At 72.0% G+C, this 13,266-nt stretch carries 17 protein-coding genes; 8 read left to right on the forward strand and 9 right to left on the reverse strand.

Annotated elements, in window-relative coordinates; all coding sequences use genetic code 11:
• The 3 genes from DLJ59_RS07960 to DLJ59_RS07970 form a co-directional block, all read right to left on the reverse strand.
• On the reverse strand, positions 1-1,167 hold a 1,167-nt coding region (locus tag DLJ59_RS07960), incomplete at its 3' end, for a cysteine desulfurase family protein (protein ID WP_148096933.1).
• Between the two features lie 99 nt (positions 1,168-1,266).
• The gene (locus DLJ59_RS07965; protein WP_124771862.1) at positions 1,267-1,920 is read right to left on the reverse strand and encodes a class F sortase; all 654 of its coding nucleotides are present in this window, start codon (positions 1,918-1,920) and stop codon (positions 1,267-1,269) included.
• Entirely contained in the window at positions 1,917-2,747 is an 831-nt protein-coding gene (locus DLJ59_RS07970) for a DUF4397 domain-containing protein (protein ID WP_124771863.1), read from the reverse strand. Before DLJ59_RS07970 ends, DLJ59_RS07965 begins: the two co-directional genes overlap by 4 nt.
• A gap of 230 nt (positions 2,748-2,977) precedes the next feature.
• Here DLJ59_RS07970 and DLJ59_RS07975 point away from each other — a divergent pair, with 230 nt between their 5' ends.
• Positions 2,978-3,580: an RNA polymerase sigma factor gene (locus DLJ59_RS07975; protein ID WP_124771864.1), complete on the forward strand. Its 603-nt coding sequence runs from the start codon at positions 2,978-2,980 to the stop codon at positions 3,578-3,580.
• Entirely contained in the window at positions 3,534-4,361 is an 828-nt protein-coding gene (locus tag DLJ59_RS07980; RefSeq protein WP_124771865.1) for an anti-sigma factor, read from the forward strand. Before DLJ59_RS07975 ends, DLJ59_RS07980 begins: the two co-directional genes overlap by 47 nt.
• A 95-nt stretch (positions 4,362-4,456) precedes the next feature.
• On the opposite strand, the gene DLJ59_RS07985 is transcribed toward DLJ59_RS07980, so the two are convergent.
• From DLJ59_RS07985 to DLJ59_RS08000, 4 genes are all read right to left on the reverse strand, one after another.
• Positions 4,457-5,416, reverse strand: coding sequence for an electron transfer flavoprotein subunit alpha/FixB family protein (locus tag DLJ59_RS07985; RefSeq protein ID WP_124771866.1), 960 nt, complete (start codon positions 5,414-5,416; stop codon positions 4,457-4,459).
• A 15-nt stretch (positions 5,417-5,431) separates the two neighbouring features.
• On the reverse strand, positions 5,432-6,211 hold the full coding sequence (locus tag DLJ59_RS07990) for an electron transfer flavoprotein subunit beta/FixA family protein (RefSeq protein WP_124771867.1): 780 nt from the start codon (positions 6,209-6,211) through the stop codon (positions 5,432-5,434).
• Positions 6,212-6,399: 188 nt separating this feature from the next.
• On the reverse strand, positions 6,400-6,813 hold the full coding sequence (locus DLJ59_RS07995; protein WP_124771868.1) for a hypothetical protein: 414 nt from the start codon (positions 6,811-6,813) through the stop codon (positions 6,400-6,402).
• Positions 6,810-7,607, reverse strand: a complete 798-nt coding sequence (locus tag DLJ59_RS08000; protein WP_124771869.1) for a GNAT family N-acetyltransferase — start codon at positions 7,605-7,607, stop codon at positions 6,810-6,812. Before DLJ59_RS08000 ends, DLJ59_RS07995 begins: the two co-directional genes overlap by 4 nt.
• A gap of 41 nt (positions 7,608-7,648) precedes the next feature.
• Here DLJ59_RS08000 and DLJ59_RS08005 point away from each other — a divergent pair, with 41 nt between their 5' ends.
• Genes DLJ59_RS08005 through DLJ59_RS08015 form a run of 3 tightly spaced genes read left to right on the forward strand, consistent with a single transcriptional unit; the run spans position 7,649 to position 8,787 of the window.
• Positions 7,649-8,041: a YidH family protein gene (locus DLJ59_RS08005; protein ID WP_124771870.1), complete on the forward strand. Its 393-nt coding sequence runs from the start codon at positions 7,649-7,651 to the stop codon at positions 8,039-8,041.
• The gene (locus DLJ59_RS08010; RefSeq protein ID WP_124771871.1) at positions 8,038-8,343 is read left to right on the forward strand and encodes a DUF202 domain-containing protein; all 306 of its coding nucleotides are present in this window, start codon (positions 8,038-8,040) and stop codon (positions 8,341-8,343) included. The genes DLJ59_RS08005 and DLJ59_RS08010 overlap by 4 nt, the downstream gene beginning before the upstream one ends.
• A gap of 27 nt (positions 8,344-8,370) precedes the next feature.
• Positions 8,371-8,787, forward strand: coding sequence for a PLD nuclease N-terminal domain-containing protein (locus DLJ59_RS08015; protein ID WP_124771872.1), 417 nt, complete (start codon positions 8,371-8,373; stop codon positions 8,785-8,787).
• A gap of 48 nt (positions 8,788-8,835) precedes the next feature.
• Here the strand turns inward: DLJ59_RS08015 and DLJ59_RS08020 are convergent, their stop codons facing one another.
• The gene (locus tag DLJ59_RS08020) at positions 8,836-10,458 is read right to left on the reverse strand and encodes an acetolactate synthase (protein ID WP_124771873.1); all 1,623 of its coding nucleotides are present in this window, start codon (positions 10,456-10,458) and stop codon (positions 8,836-8,838) included.
• 82 nt (positions 10,459-10,540) lie between these two features.
• Positions 10,541-11,314 carry an enoyl-CoA hydratase/isomerase family protein gene (locus tag DLJ59_RS08025; RefSeq protein ID WP_124771874.1) on the reverse strand — a complete coding sequence of 258 codons (774 nt, stop codon included), beginning with the start codon at positions 11,312-11,314 and terminating at the stop codon, positions 10,541-10,543.
• A gap of 98 nt (positions 11,315-11,412) precedes the next feature.
• Between DLJ59_RS08025 and DLJ59_RS08030 the strand changes: the two genes are divergently transcribed.
• From DLJ59_RS08030 to DLJ59_RS08040, 3 genes are all read left to right on the forward strand, one after another.
• Entirely contained in the window at positions 11,413-11,892 is a 480-nt protein-coding gene (locus tag DLJ59_RS08030) for a DUF6232 family protein (RefSeq protein WP_124771875.1), read from the forward strand.
• A gap of 67 nt (positions 11,893-11,959) precedes the next feature.
• On the forward strand, positions 11,960-12,442 hold the full coding sequence (locus tag DLJ59_RS08035; protein WP_088991167.1) for a DUF6232 family protein: 483 nt from the start codon (positions 11,960-11,962) through the stop codon (positions 12,440-12,442).
• Between the two features lie 94 nt (positions 12,443-12,536).
• Positions 12,537-13,265 carry a hypothetical protein gene (locus DLJ59_RS08040; protein WP_124771876.1) on the forward strand — a complete coding sequence of 243 codons (729 nt, stop codon included), beginning with the start codon at positions 12,537-12,539 and terminating at the stop codon, positions 13,263-13,265.
• The last annotated feature ends 1 nt before the right edge of the window (position 13,266 follow it).

The raw sequence follows: 13,266 nt of genomic DNA on the forward strand, positions 1-13,266 counted from the left end.
GGCGCGGAGGGCGGCGGCTCGGCGGGCCCGCTCTACCGCTGCCGGGAGGGCCGCGATGAGGGCGTCGATGTCGGCCTGGGTGCTCGTGTGGCCCAGGCTGAAGCGCAGCGAGGAGCGGGCACGGTCGTCGTCGGCGCCCATCGCGAGCAGCACGTGCGAGGGCTGGGCCACCCCGGCCGAGCAGGCGGAGCCGGTCGAGCAGGCGATGCCCTGCGCGTCGAGCAGGAGCAGCAGCGCGTCGCCCTCGCAGCCGGGGAAGGAGAAGTGCGCGTTGCCGGGCAACCGGTCGGTCGGGTCACCGTTGTAGATCACCTCGGGCACCGCCTGGCGAACCCGTTCGATCAGGTCGTCGCGCAGCGCGGCCACCCGGGCCGCGTACTCCTGCTGGCCCTTCACCGCCGTCTCGACGGCGACCGCGAAGGCGACGATGCCGGCGGTGTCCAGGGTGCCGGAGCGGATGTCGCGTTCCTGGCCGCCGCCGTGCAGCAGCGGCGTGGCCGGCACGTCCCGGGCGAGCAGCAACGCTCCCACTCCGGTCGGGCCGCCCAACTTGTGGCCGGTGACGGTCAGCGCGGCGACCCCGCTGGCGCCGAAGTCGACGGGTACCTGACCGACCGCCTGGATGGCGTCGGTGTGGAAGGGCACACCGTGTTCGGCGGCGACGGCGGCCAGCTCGGCCACCGGCTGGACGGTGCCCACCTCGTTGTTCGCCCACATCGCGGTGACCACTGCCACCTGGTCGGCGTGCGCGGCCAGCTCGGCGCGCAGGGCCTCCGGGTCGAGCCGACCGATGCCGTCCACCGGCAGCCAACCGACCTCGGCGCCCTCGTGTTGGGCCAACCAGTCGACCGCGTCCAGCACCGCGTGGTGCTCGACGGCGCTGGAGACCACCCGGCGACGGTCGGGGTTGGCCCCCCGCCGGGCCCAGAAGATGCCCTTGACCGCGAGATTGTCGCTCTCCGTGCCACCACCCGTGAAGATCACCTCGGAGGGCCGGGCGCCCAGCACCGCGGCCACCCGCTCGCGGGACTCTTCGACCCGGCGGCGGGCACGGCGACCCGCCGCGTGCAGGGCGGACGCGTTGCCGACCTCGCGGGCGGTGGCGACGTACGCCTCCAGTGCCTCGTCGAGCATCGGAGTCGTCGCCGCGTGATCCAGGTAAGCCATCGCCGTTCAGCGTACGGCTGACACCTTGGGGACCGGATGCCGGAGGGGACCGCACGCCCGGGCCGGGGTGGAAAGCCCCCCGGCCCGACGCGCGCCCGGTCAGGCGGGCACGGCGGTGACGACGATGTTGTCGCGGTACTTGCGGGCCTTGGCGTCGAACGGCCCACCACAGGTGATCAGGGTCAGCCGCGGCTTGCCGTCGCGGGCGAAGTACCGATCCAGCGGGATCCTGGTCTTGGCGTACTCCTCCCGGGCGACGACCCGGTAGCGCCGGGCCTCGCCGTCGCTGCCGGTCGCGGTCAACGTGTCGCCCTGGTCCAGCTCACGCAGCCGGAAGAAGGCCCCCCTGCCCTGCTTGGCGCTGTCCACGTGACCGGCGACGACCACCGAACCGGCCTCCGCCTCCAGGCCGGGGCCGTAGCGGTACCAGCCGATCTGGTCGACGCTCGGCGGCACCTCGAACTCGTTGGTCCGCTCGTTGATGCCGACCGCGTTGACGGTGGCGGTGACGTCGATCTCCGGGATCACCAGCCGTACCGGCGGGATGGTCTTCGGGCCGGCGGGCAGCTCACCGGCGGTCACCGGCACCGAGGGGGCGCCGGCGGCGGTCGGTGGGGCGCTGGCCAGTGTGCTCGCCTCCTCGGCGCCCACGGTCCCGGCCGGCTGGGCGGCGCACGCCACCACTGCGGCGACGGTGAGCGCGGCAACGCCGGCGGCCAGGGCCGCCAGCGCGCCGCGATTGCGCACCGTCACTTACGGCCGGTCCGTGCGGTCGCCATCCGCACCCCACCACCGAGCAGCAGGAGTACGCCGGCACCGGTGAGCACGTACCACCAGGTGTCCACGCCGGTGCCGGCCTGTCCACCGTCACCGCTGGGCACGCCGCCCGGAGCGGAGTGCAGGCCGGTGATGGTCTGGGCCACCACGTCGAGGGTCTTGCCCTCGGCGGAGCCGATCGCGTAGACGATCGTGGCGGTGCCCTCCTTGAGGTTGAGGTCCGCCGGGCCGATGGCCACGGTGTCGGTGCCGGCCAGCACCACGTCCGCCTTCACGTTGCCCGCGTCGACGTCGCCCTTGGCCTCGTTCGGGTTGGTGAGGTCCTCGAAGACCGGGGTGCCACCGGCGCGGACGTCGACCGCCGGGGCGGCGGCGGTGTGCCGGACGATCAGCCGGGCCTTGCCGGCGTCGACCTTCGAGACGTCGTTCACGAACGGGGTGATCTTCGGCTGGCCGGCGGCGTCGAGGTGGGCCGCGATGCTGATGTTCGCACCGCCCGGCACCGCCGCGTTGTCGACAGTGAGGATCGCGCTGCCGATCGGCTCGCCCGGCTTGGTGAGCGCGATGTCGTAGTCGCCCTCCTCCAGGTTCAGCGGGCCGGCGACGTCGCCGGGCTTGAAGTTGTCCAGCGTCTTCTTGCCGTTGACGTAGACGTCGACCGGGGTGTCCGGGATGCCGTGCACGACGGACACCTTCGACGTGGCGGCGTACGCGGGGCCGGCGGTGAACGCGCCGACGCCGACGAAGGCCAGCGCGGCGACCGCGCCGCCCGCGGCGACCCGACGGAAGTACGAGAGCTGCATGTCTGCCTCCTGGTGGTTGGTGCTGATTCGTCAGGCCTGGCTTGCAGAACGGGTTACGCCGGCTCTCGGACGGGTGGATGCGCGCCGGAGGCACTTTTCTTTTCCGGCTCCGGCTGCATCCAGAACGGGCTCGGGGGGCGAAGAGCTGGTGAGATGACATCGATCGGGGAAGTGGGGCGGGGACTGTGGCAGCTACAGTCGGGCATGCCCCATCGAAGGCGAGCCGCCCGATGATGGCGCTCCGAGCGGAACCGGACCCTCCGGTGGACGACCTCGACCGCAGGTTCCGCGCCGGCGACGACGTGGCGCTCCGCGAGGCGTACGACCGCTACGGTCGTGCCGTGCTGCACCTGGCCACGTCCATGCTGGCGAACCGCAGCGACGCCGAGGACGTCACCCAGGCGACGTTCGTCGCCGCCTGGCTGGGTCGCGACACGTTCGACCCGGCCAAGGGGTCGCTGATCGGTTGGTTGCTCGGCATCGGCCGGCGGAAGGTCATCGACCGGATGCGCGCCTCGGCGCGGGAGACCCGGGTGGTGGAGACGGTCCGACAGTTGCCGGAGCCGGCGCAGACCGGCCCGGACCCGGATCGCGTGGTGGACCGGTTGGTGATCGCCGACGAGCTGGCCCGTCTTCCGGACGACCAGCGACGGATGCTGGAGTTGGCGTTCTACGACGACCTGACACACCAGCAGATAGCCACGGTGACCGGCGTGCCGTTGGGCACCGTGAAGAGTCACATCCGACGCGGCATGGCGAGTTTGAAACGCAGATGGGAGGTGGACGGTGCAGCACCTGGACCACGACCGGCTGGTATTTCTGGCGCTCGGTGAGAGCGATGCGGACAACGGGGAGCGCACCCACCTCGGCGTCTGCACGAACTGCCGTACGGAGCTGGCGACCCTTGAGCGGGTGGCGGGGCTCGGCGCCGAGACGCAGGGCCTCAGCGCCCTGCCCGACCCGCCGGAGCACCTCTGGCAGGGCATCGAAGCCCAGGTCAGAGCCGCGGAAGCCGGGCCGTCGCCGACGGAGACCCGTCGGGTGCCCGAGCAGGCCAGTGCCATGTCTGCCGAGCAGGCCGTGGGCGTGCCGGCCGAGCAGGCCAGCGCCATGCCGGCCGGGCCGACCGTCACCCGACTGGACCCGGCGCGGCGATCCCGCCGGGGTCGCGGCTGGTCTCGTTGGGCCGCCACCGCGGTGACCGCGGCCGCCGCCGCGGCGGTCGGCGTGCTGGGCACCGTCTCGGTCCTCCGACCGGGCGACCCGAGGCCCACCCCGACGCCGGCGGTGGTGGCGAGCGCGCCGCTGGCGGCGTACGGGGCGACGCCCCCGGCGGCCAAGGGTGACGCCCAAGTTCTCCAGGACGGCCAACTACATCTGCATGTGGCGAATCTCCCGAGCGTCCCGGGGTACTACGAGGTCTGGCTCATCAATCCGACGACGATGGAGATGTTCTCGGTCGGCACCCTGGGGGGCGGTTCGGATGTCCTGCTGCCCCTCCCCCCGAATGTCGACCTCAAGAGCTACTCGGTGGTCGACGTCTCCGCCGAGCGGTACGACAACAACACCCGCCACTCCGGCGACAGCCTGTTGAGGGGCACCCTGACGGGCTGATCGGCGGGCCGGCTCAGCTCCCCGGCTCGCCGATCAGCTCCCCACACGGCGGTGGCCGCCCGTTTCCACGGGCGGCCACTGCTGTTGTCGCTCGGTTACTTGCGCTTGCGGATCTCCTCGGCGGCCTGCGGGACGACCTTGAAGAGGTCGCCCACCACGCCGAAGTCGGCCAGCTCGAAGATCGGCGCCTCGCCGTCCTTGTTGACCGCGACGATGGTCTTCGAGGTCTGCATGCCGGCCCTGTGCTGGATGGCACCGGAGATGCCGAGGGCGACGTAGAGCTGCGGGGAGACCGTCTTGCCGGTCTGGCCCACCTGGAACTGGTGCGGGTAGAAGCCGGAGTCGACGGCCGCCCGGGACGCGCCGACCGCGCCGCCGAGCAGGTCGGCCAGCTCCTCGACCAGCTTGAAGTTGTCGGCGTTGCCGACGCCCCGGCCGCCGGAGACGACCACGCCGGCCTCGGTCAGCTCGGGGCGGGAGCCCTTCTGCTCGGCGACCCGTTCGACGACCTTGGCCAGCTTGTCGGTGTCGGTGACCGACACGCTGAGCTGCTCGATCGCCGGGGTGGCCGCCGCCGGGGCGGGGGTGACCGAGTTGGGCCGGACGGTGACCAGCGGTAGACCCTTGGTGACCTTGGACTTGACGATGGTGGAGCCGGCGAAGGCGATCTGCGTCGCGGTGCCGTCGGCGGCCAGGCCGACCACGTCGGTCAGGATGCCGTTGTCGAGCTTGACGGCGAGCCGGGCGGCGATCTCCTTGCCCTCCTGGGCCGACGCCAGCAGCACGGCGGCCGGCTGCACACGCCTGACCAACTCGGCCAGCACTGTCGCCTTGGGCGCCACCAGGTAACCGTCGATCTCGTCACCCTCGGCGGCGTAAATCTTCTCCGCGCCGTACTCGCCCAGCTTGCCGCTCAGCGCCTCGGCGGCGCCAGCGCCCCCGAGCACCACCGCGCTCGGGGTGCCCAGCTCACGCGCGAGGGTGAGCATTTCCAGGGTGACCTTCTTGACGCCGAATTCCTTGGTGGCTTCGACGACGACGAGAACCTCGGACATGTCAGTACCCCCCTCTCACACGAACTTCTCGGTGGCGAGGAACTCGACCAGCTTGACGCCGCCCTCGCCCTCGTCAGTGATCTTGGCGCCGCCGGAGCGCGGGGGGCGCTTGGTGTGTTCGACGACGGCGCTGGTGGCACCGTCGAAGCCCACCTCGTCGGCCGCGACTCCGAGGTCGGCCAGCGAGAGCGTCTGCACCGGCTTCTTCTTGGCGGCCATGATCCCCTTGAAGGAGGGGTAGCGGGGCTCGTTGATCGTGTCCCAGACGGAGACCACGGCCGGGGTGGAGGCGGTGACCACCTCGTAGCCCTCCTCGGTCTGCCGCTCGACGGTCAGCGTCGCGCCGTCGACGGTGAGCTTGCGGGCACCGGTGAGCGCCGCGACACCCAACCGCTCGGCGATCATGTGCGGCATGACCTGGACCCGACCGTCGGTGGACTCGGCACCGCAGATGACCAGGTCGGCGCCGAGCTGACCGAGTGCGGCGGCGAGCACCTTCGAGGTGGCGACGGCGCACGAGCCGTGCAGGGCGTCGTCCAGCACGTGCACGGCCTTGTCCGGGCCCATGGAGAGCGCCTTGCGGATCGACTCGGCCGCCCGGTCCGGACCCATGGTCAGGATGGTGACCTCGCCGCCGTGGGCCTCCTTGATCTTCAGGGCCTCCTCGATGGCGTACTCGTCCATCTCGTTGATCACGTTGTTCGCCGAACCGCGGTCGACGGTGTTGTCGTCATTGCGCAGGTTGCGGTCCGCGCCCGAATCAGGCACCTGCTTGACGAGTACGACGATGTTCATCGCGCTTCGACGACCCTCCTGTGTGGTGTTGCGATTCGCTCGCCCGGTCTGGGGCGCAGCGTCGCGCGTCGGTCGACGCCAGGTCAACCGAGGGCGGTTGTGCAGTTGCCCACGGACGCAATGTTACCTGCCAGTAGGTTGCGGCCCCGCAGCACTCAGGGTGACACAGCTCACCGACGGTCCGACGGTCAGGCCGGCTCGGCCAAAGCGGCTCGGATCTGGTCGATGGCCGCCGCCTCGGCGGGCACCACCCCGTCGTGCGCCCGAGCCACCTGGTCCGCTGCGGCCAACACCAGATCGCGGTACGCGTCCACCTCGTGCGGGGACTTCTCGCGCAGGATCCGCACCGCCCGCGCCAGCGCCGGCAGCACCACCGACTCGATCTCCAGCTGCGAGTCCCGAGGAAGTCGGGGCAACGGGCCGGTGGTCAGCGCCTCCTTGACCGTGCCACTGGCGTCGGCCAGCGCCCCGGACGCGGCGATGCTCTCCCGGATCACCCCCAGGACTCCCGGGTCGGCGTTGGAGACCAGGAAGACAGCGCCGAAGGCACCGGTCTTGAGGGTCAGCCGCTCCTCGTCCGTCAACCGCAGCTCCACGATCACGGAGTGTAGACGTACGGGGTGGTGGTGGTGATCGGGACGAGGCCGAGTCGCTCCAGGATCGGCCGACTGTCCTCGGACGCGTCGACCTGCAACAGCGTCCGGCCCCGCTGGTCGGCCAGCCGGGCCCGGTAGGTGACCAACGCCCGGTAGATGCCCTTACGACGCCACTGCGCCAGGGTGGACCCACCCCAGAGGGTGGCGAAGCCGGTGTTCGCCGGGAAGCGCACCCAGCCGGCGCTCACCACCGTGCCGTCCGCCTCGGCCACCACCACGGTGATCGAGTGCGGGTCCGCGTCGATCTCCTTGGCCAGCCCCCACACCAGGTGCGAGCGGTCCTCCTGCCAGACCTCCTCCTCCATGGCGGCGATCCGCTCCAGGTCCTCCCGGGACGTCACCTCACGCAGGCGTACCCCCTTGGGGGCGACCGGCAGCGCGGCGGCCAGCGGCGCGACCGGACCGACCACGACGGTCTCCCGCTCCTCCGCGACGAAGCCGGCGGCGCGCAGGCGGTCCGTCAGGTCCGCCGGTTCGTCGTGCGCGTGCGTCTTCCACTCGACCGACTGGCCGCGCTCGCGAAACAGCTGCACCTGCCGGGAGATCAGCTCGTCCAACGCGTCGCCGGTCAACCCGCCCAGGTCGCGGTAGCTGAGGAACCCACCGGCGTTGAGCCCGATGACCCGGATCAGCGGCCCGTCCCGCTCCACGGTCACCCCGGCCGGCACCGGGTCGGGGATGTCCGGGCGGAGTTGGTTGTCATAGGCGGCACGCAGGGTCGTCACGTCGAGATCAGTCACCGGCCCAGGTTAAGTGGGAGGGGAAGCGAATAATCGGCACCGTGTGGAAGACGATCAGGCGGTGGTTCGACCCGGCGGAGCTGCGCTCGGTCGGCGAGCCGCCGGACTACCGCTTCTCCCTGGCCAACGAACGAACCTTCCTCGCCTGGCTGCGCACCGGGTTGGCGCTGGTCGGAGGCGGGTTGGCCGCCGCCCAGTTCCTGCCACCCCTGCCGATGAGCCACCTGCGCGAGGTGATCGCGGTGGCGTTGCTGCTGCTCGGCGCGGCGGTCGCGATCCGCGCGGTGGACCACTGGGCGCGTACCGAGCGGGCCATCCGGCTCGGTCAGGAACTGCCCGCGTCCCGGTTCCCCGCCATCCTGGCCCTCGCCGTCGGCGTCGGCGCGCTGCTGCTGGTGGTCGCCGTCCTGATGCGGGCGGTCGGCGGGCCGTGAGCACCGGACGCGACCCGGGGCTGCAACCGGAGCGGACCCGCCTGGCCTGGCGACGCACCCTGCTCACGGTGACGGTGGTGACCGCGCTCGCCGTGCGGCTGGCGTCGACGGGCGACCCGACCGGCGCGCTGATCGCCGGCGGGACCGTGCTGGTGTGGGGGGCCCTGCTGGTGCTCTGCTGGCCCCGCGGCACCGGCACCGGTCCGGCCCGCACCGGCGGCCGGACACTGCCGCTGGTCACGGTGGGAACGGTGGTCCTCGCGTTACTGGGAGTGCTGCTGGTGCTGCGCGGACTGTGGTGACGGGATTCGGTGCGCCATGATGGGTGCATGGCCCGGCTTGGCGTACTTCTATTCCTGGTGCAGATCGTCCTCGCGGTCTGCGCGCTGATCAGCTGTCTCTCCGCCGAGGAGGGCCAGATCCGTGCCCTCCCCCGGATCGCGTGGGTGCTGATCATCCTGTTCTTCCCGCTGGTCGGCTCGATCGCCTGGTTCGTCGCCGGCCGGGTGCCCAGCCCCGGCGCCGCGAAGGTCTGGCCGGGCGGCACCGGCGGCGCCGAGCGGCAACGCTCCCGGCCGGTGGCCCCCGACGACGACCCGGAGTTCCTGCGCTCCGTGGAGGAACGCGCCCAGCAGCAGGACCAGGAGCTGTTCCGCCGCTGGGAGGAAGACCTGCGGCGGCGCGAGGACGACCTGCGCCGCCGCGACGGTGAGCCCCCGCGTGAGGGTGACCGACCGGAGGTGTGAACGCACCGCCGCCGCCGGCGCAGGGGCGACGGCGGCGGCGGGTGCGACTCAGGCCAGGTTCGACGACCGGGGGTACGCGTCGGTCGGGTCGGTGAGCACGTTCACCAGGTACGGCACTCCGGAGTCGAACGCCCGCTGTAGCGCCGGGCCCAGGTCGGCTGCCTTGGCGACCGTCTCCCCCGCCCCGCCGAGCGCGCTGACCACGGTGTCGTACCGCAGCTCCGGCTGGAGGTCGGCGGCCACGTCGTAGCCGTACATGGCTCGCATCGGGTGCTTCTCCAGCCCCCAGATGCCGTTGTTGCCGACGACGATCACCACGGGCAGCTTCTGGCGGACCAGCGACTCGACGTCCATCAGCGAGAAGCCGGCCGCGCCGTCGCCCATCAGCACGCAGATCTGCCGGTCCGGGTGGCTGACCCTGGCGCCCATCGCGTAACCCATGCCGGTGCCCAGGCAGCCGTACGGGCCCGGGTCCAGCCAGGTGCCGGGCTGGGCCGGCTCCAGGTACCGCCCGGCGTACGACACGAAGTCACCGCCGTCGCCGATGGTGATCGCGTCCGGGGCCAGCACCCGACGCAGCTCGCCGTAGATCCGGGCCGGGCGGATCGGGTCGGTCTCGGCGGCCATCTCCGCGGCGTCCCGAGCCTTCGCCGCGTCCTCGGCGACGCGCAGGTCGGCGATCCAGTCGGCGTGATCGGCCCGGTCGCCGCTGTGGTCGGCCAACGCGGAGAGGATCAGGCGCAGGTCACCGGCGGGGGCGGCGGCCGGCTGCACGTGCGTCGCCCGCTGGCTGGGGGCGTCGACGATGTGCACCACCTTGGCGTCACCGAAGTCGCCGAAGCTGAGCCGGAAGTCCAGCGGGGTGCCCACCACAACGACCACGTCGGCGCCGGAGAGCGCGGCCCGGCGGGCCTTGGCGAACGCGAGCGGGTGCTCCGGCGGGAGCGAACCGCGACCCATGCCGTTGGTGAAGACCGGCACCTGCAACGCCTCGGCGGCCTCGCGCAGGGCGGCGACGGCGTTACCCGCGTACACGTCGGAGCCGGCGATGATGACCGGCCGTTGCGCCCCGGCGATGAGCTGCGCGGCCCGGCCGACCTCCTCCGGGTCCGGCGCGATCGGGTCGACCCCCGTCACGGTGGGCAGCTCGGCCTCGGCGACCGAGAAGACCGTCTCCAGTGGAAAGTCGAGGAAGGCCGGGCCGCGGTGCGGGGTGAGCGCGGCGTGCAGTGCCGCAGCGACCGCACGCGGGATGTCGTCGGTGCTGAACACCGTCTCGGCGTGCTTGGTGACCGGGGCGACCAGCGGCAGGTGGTCCATCTCCTGGAGGCTGCCGGAGCCCCAGCGGAACGCGGGCGCCCGGCCGCCGAGCACCAACACCGGTGAGGCGTTGAAGAACGCGCTGGTCATCCCGGAGATGCCGTTGGTGACACCGGGCCCGGCGGTCAGCACGGCGAGACCGGGGCGGCGCTGGAGCTTGGCCACCGCCTCGGCGGCGAAGACCGCCGACTGCTCGTGCCGGACGTCGTAGATCGGGAAGTCGGTCTTGTGCGCGGCGTCGTAGAGCGGAAAGACGTGCCCACCCGAGAGCGTGAACATCTCCCGTACGCCGTGCGCGCGTAGTGCCGCGAGCGCCAACTCGCCGCCGTGACCCTCGATCCGCTCCGTCATTCGCCGCTCCCCTTCGTCCCTCGTGACCGAGGCCCCACGCTACTGGCCGGTAGGAGCAATGTGAACCGTTCTCGGCTAATCGTCAGCGGCCGGTGAAGCCCGGCTTGCGCTTCTCGACGAAGGCCGCCATGCCCTCCCGCCGGTCATCGGTGGCGAACAGCGCCGCGAAGAGCTGACTCTCCCAGGCCAGGCCCGAGTTCAGATCCATGTCCAGGCCGCCGTCGACCGCCAGCTTCGCCGCGCGCAGCGCCTGCACCGGCCCGTTGAGGTACGGGGTGATCAGCGCGACGGCCGTGTCGTACACCTCGGCTGCCGGGGCGACCCGGTCGGCCAGGCCGATCCGCAGCGCCTCCTGCGCGTCCACCATCCGCCCCGACATGATCAGGTCCTTGGCGCGGGCCGGGCCGACCAGGCGGGCCAGCCGCTGGGTGCCACCCGCACCCGGGATGATGCCCAGCTTGATCTCCGGCTGGCCGAGCTTGGCATCCTCGGCGACCACCCGCCAGTCACACGCCAACGCCAGCTCACAGCCGCCGCCGAGGGCGTACCCGGTGATCGCGGCGACCACCGGCTTGGGGATCCGGGCGATCGCGCCGAGAGCGCTGGACAGGTTCGCGGCCCGCTCGGCCATGTCCACGTACGACATCTCGGCCATCTGCTTGATGTCCGCGCCAGCGGCGAAGACCTTCTCCCCGCCGTACACGATGACGGCGCGAACCTCGGGGTCGGCGGTGGCGGCCGTGGCGGCGGCGCGCAACTCCTCCTGCACCTGGGTGTTGAGCGCGTTCATCGGCGGCCGCTCCAGCCGGATCGTGCCGATGCCGTCCTTGGTCTCCAGCCGAACGAACTCGCCCACGCTGCCCTCACTTCCTCGTCGAAGTCGCGTGCCAACCTTACGACCCGGCTCGTTTGGGTAAGTAGTGTGGTGTCAGCCCCGCGGACGGGAGTCCAGCCATGGTCACGTATTACGACGACAGATCGGTGCAGGTCACCTCCACCAGCGTCCGCGTCGACGGCCGCAGCTACGCGCTGGCCGACATCACCATGATCTGGCACCGCCGTGGCACCCGTTCCTGGCGGGTGCTGGTCGGGCGGGGTGCCCTCGGCGCCGCGCTCGCCGGCCCACTGGTCGCGGCGGTGCTCGGCATCGGCGTAGCCGTCTGGCTGCACCGCTCACCCACCGTGACGATCGCGATCGTCGGCGCATCGGTGCTGGTCGGGTTGGGCGTGGGCCCGGTCGCCGACTTCCTCTTCGAACATCTGGACCGCTCGTACGCCCGGGGCAGCCGCCAACTGGAGATCTGGGCGCGTTGGCGCGGCCAACCGGTGCGTCTGCTGCGCACCGGTGACGCGCTGCGCTTCGGGCAGATCTACCGGGCTGTGCAGCGCGCGGTCGAGCACAGCCAACCGGTCCGTCCCGGCATCCGCCGCTAACCGGCGTAAGGCCGGGTGCCGAGCTTCGGGCAGGGCGAGGGTTGCCTGCCGGTGGTTAGGCTTAGTGATGACCCTCTATTACCGGGACGACGCGGTGCAGGTGACCTCCGAGTCGATCCGGGCGGGTGGTCACGTGATCGCCCTGTCCGACGTGACGTTCGTGTGGCACGCTCGCGGTCAGAAAACCCTCGCCGTACGCGGCCGTGTGCTGGGTCGCGGTGTCCTGGTCCTACTGCTCTCGCTGCCGCCGCTGGTTGCCGTGGTCTGTGTGCTGTCACTGGCCTGGTCCGCACAGGATCGGGGCAACTGGCAGCTCGCGCTGATCATCCTCGCCGCCTGCGCGGTGGGGGCGCTGGCGCTGGCACCGTTCCTGGAGATCCCGCTCGGCTGGCTGGACCGCTCCTACGAGCGCGGCAGCCACGTGCACGAGCTGTGGGTGCAGCACCACGGCCGGGAGGACCTGCTGGTGCGCACCCCGGACGCGCTTCGGTTCGGGCAGATCTACCGGGCCGTGCAGCGCGCCGTCGAACAGCAGGGGGACCATCGATGATCACCCGCCGCGGCCGAGCCGGCGGCGGTGGGGTCCGACGAAGCGGACCCAACCCGTCGGGCGGTTGTGGTGCGGCCGACGCACACTTGATCCCATGGCGATTCCCCTCCCCACCCCGTCCGCCGTGGTCGGCCTGACCCGCTCCGCTCTCGACCAGGCGCTCGGCTCGGCCGCCTCGTTCGCCGCCGTGCCCGCCCGCGCGTTCTCGGTGCTGGACGGGGTGGAAGCGCTGCTGGCCCGGATCAACGGCGTGGTCGACCGGATCGAGACGACCTTGGACCGGACCGACCGGGTGCTCACCGACGCCGAGGCGGCGGTCCGTGAGGTGGCCGTCATCAGCGCCGCCGCGACCACCGCCATCGACACCGCCACCGAGGTGGCCAGCGCCGCCGCCGTGGTGGTCGCCGAGGCCGACCGGGTCTCCCGGACCGCCGCCACTGTGGTCGCCAAGGCCGACGGGGTGGCCGGACGGGCCGCCGTCACCGTGAGCACCGCGACGGAGGCCGCCGCCACGGCAGCCGAGCTGCTGGCGGCGTACGAGCCGGCGCTGCGCCGGGCCGCGCCGATGGCCGGACGGTTCGTCGAGGAGCTGAGCCACGAGGAGATCAGCGCGGCGATCCACCTGATCGACGAGCTGCCCAAGCTCAAGGAGCACCTGACGGCTGACATCCTGCCGATCCTGGCCACGCTGGACCGGGTCGGGCCCGACCTGCACGACCTGCTCGACGTGACTCGCGACCTGAAGCTCGCTGTGGCCGGCATCCCCGGGCTGGGCATGTTGCGCCGGCGCGGCGAGAAGCTCGCCGACGAGCCCACCGGCTGAA

Origin of the sequence: Micromonospora inaquosa (assembly GCF_003857055.1) — a bacterium.
Taxonomy (GTDB): domain Bacteria; phylum Actinomycetota; class Actinomycetes; order Mycobacteriales; family Micromonosporaceae; genus Micromonospora; species Micromonospora inaquosa.

What these genes read in the sequence shown, in the direction of transcription:
- DLJ59_RS07970 (WP_124771863.1), bottom strand. Translation starts at nt 2,747, where the DNA reads ATGCAGCTCTCGTACTTCCGTCGGGTCGCCGCGGGCGGCGCGGTCGCC.
- DLJ59_RS07975 (WP_124771864.1), top strand. Translation starts at nt 2,978, where the DNA reads ATGATGGCGCTCCGAGCGGAACCGGACCCTCCGGTGGACGACCTCGAC.
- DLJ59_RS07985 (WP_124771866.1), bottom strand. Translation starts at nt 5,416, where the DNA reads ATGTCCGAGGTTCTCGTCGTCGTCGAAGCCACCAAGGAATTCGGCGTC.
- DLJ59_RS07990 (WP_124771867.1), bottom strand. Translation starts at nt 6,211, where the DNA reads ATGAACATCGTCGTACTCGTCAAGCAGGTGCCTGATTCGGGCGCGGAC.
- DLJ59_RS08015 (WP_124771872.1), top strand. Translation starts at nt 8,371, where the DNA reads ATGGCCCGGCTTGGCGTACTTCTATTCCTGGTGCAGATCGTCCTCGCG.
- DLJ59_RS08020 (WP_124771873.1), bottom strand. Translation starts at nt 10,458, where the DNA reads ATGACGGAGCGGATCGAGGGTCACGGCGGCGAGTTGGCGCTCGCGGCA.
- DLJ59_RS08030 (WP_124771875.1), top strand. Translation starts at nt 11,413, where the DNA reads ATGGTCACGTATTACGACGACAGATCGGTGCAGGTCACCTCCACCAGC.
- DLJ59_RS08035 (WP_088991167.1), top strand. Translation starts at nt 11,960, where the DNA reads ATGACCCTCTATTACCGGGACGACGCGGTGCAGGTGACCTCCGAGTCG.
- DLJ59_RS08040 (WP_124771876.1), top strand. Translation starts at nt 12,537, where the DNA reads ATGGCGATTCCCCTCCCCACCCCGTCCGCCGTGGTCGGCCTGACCCGC.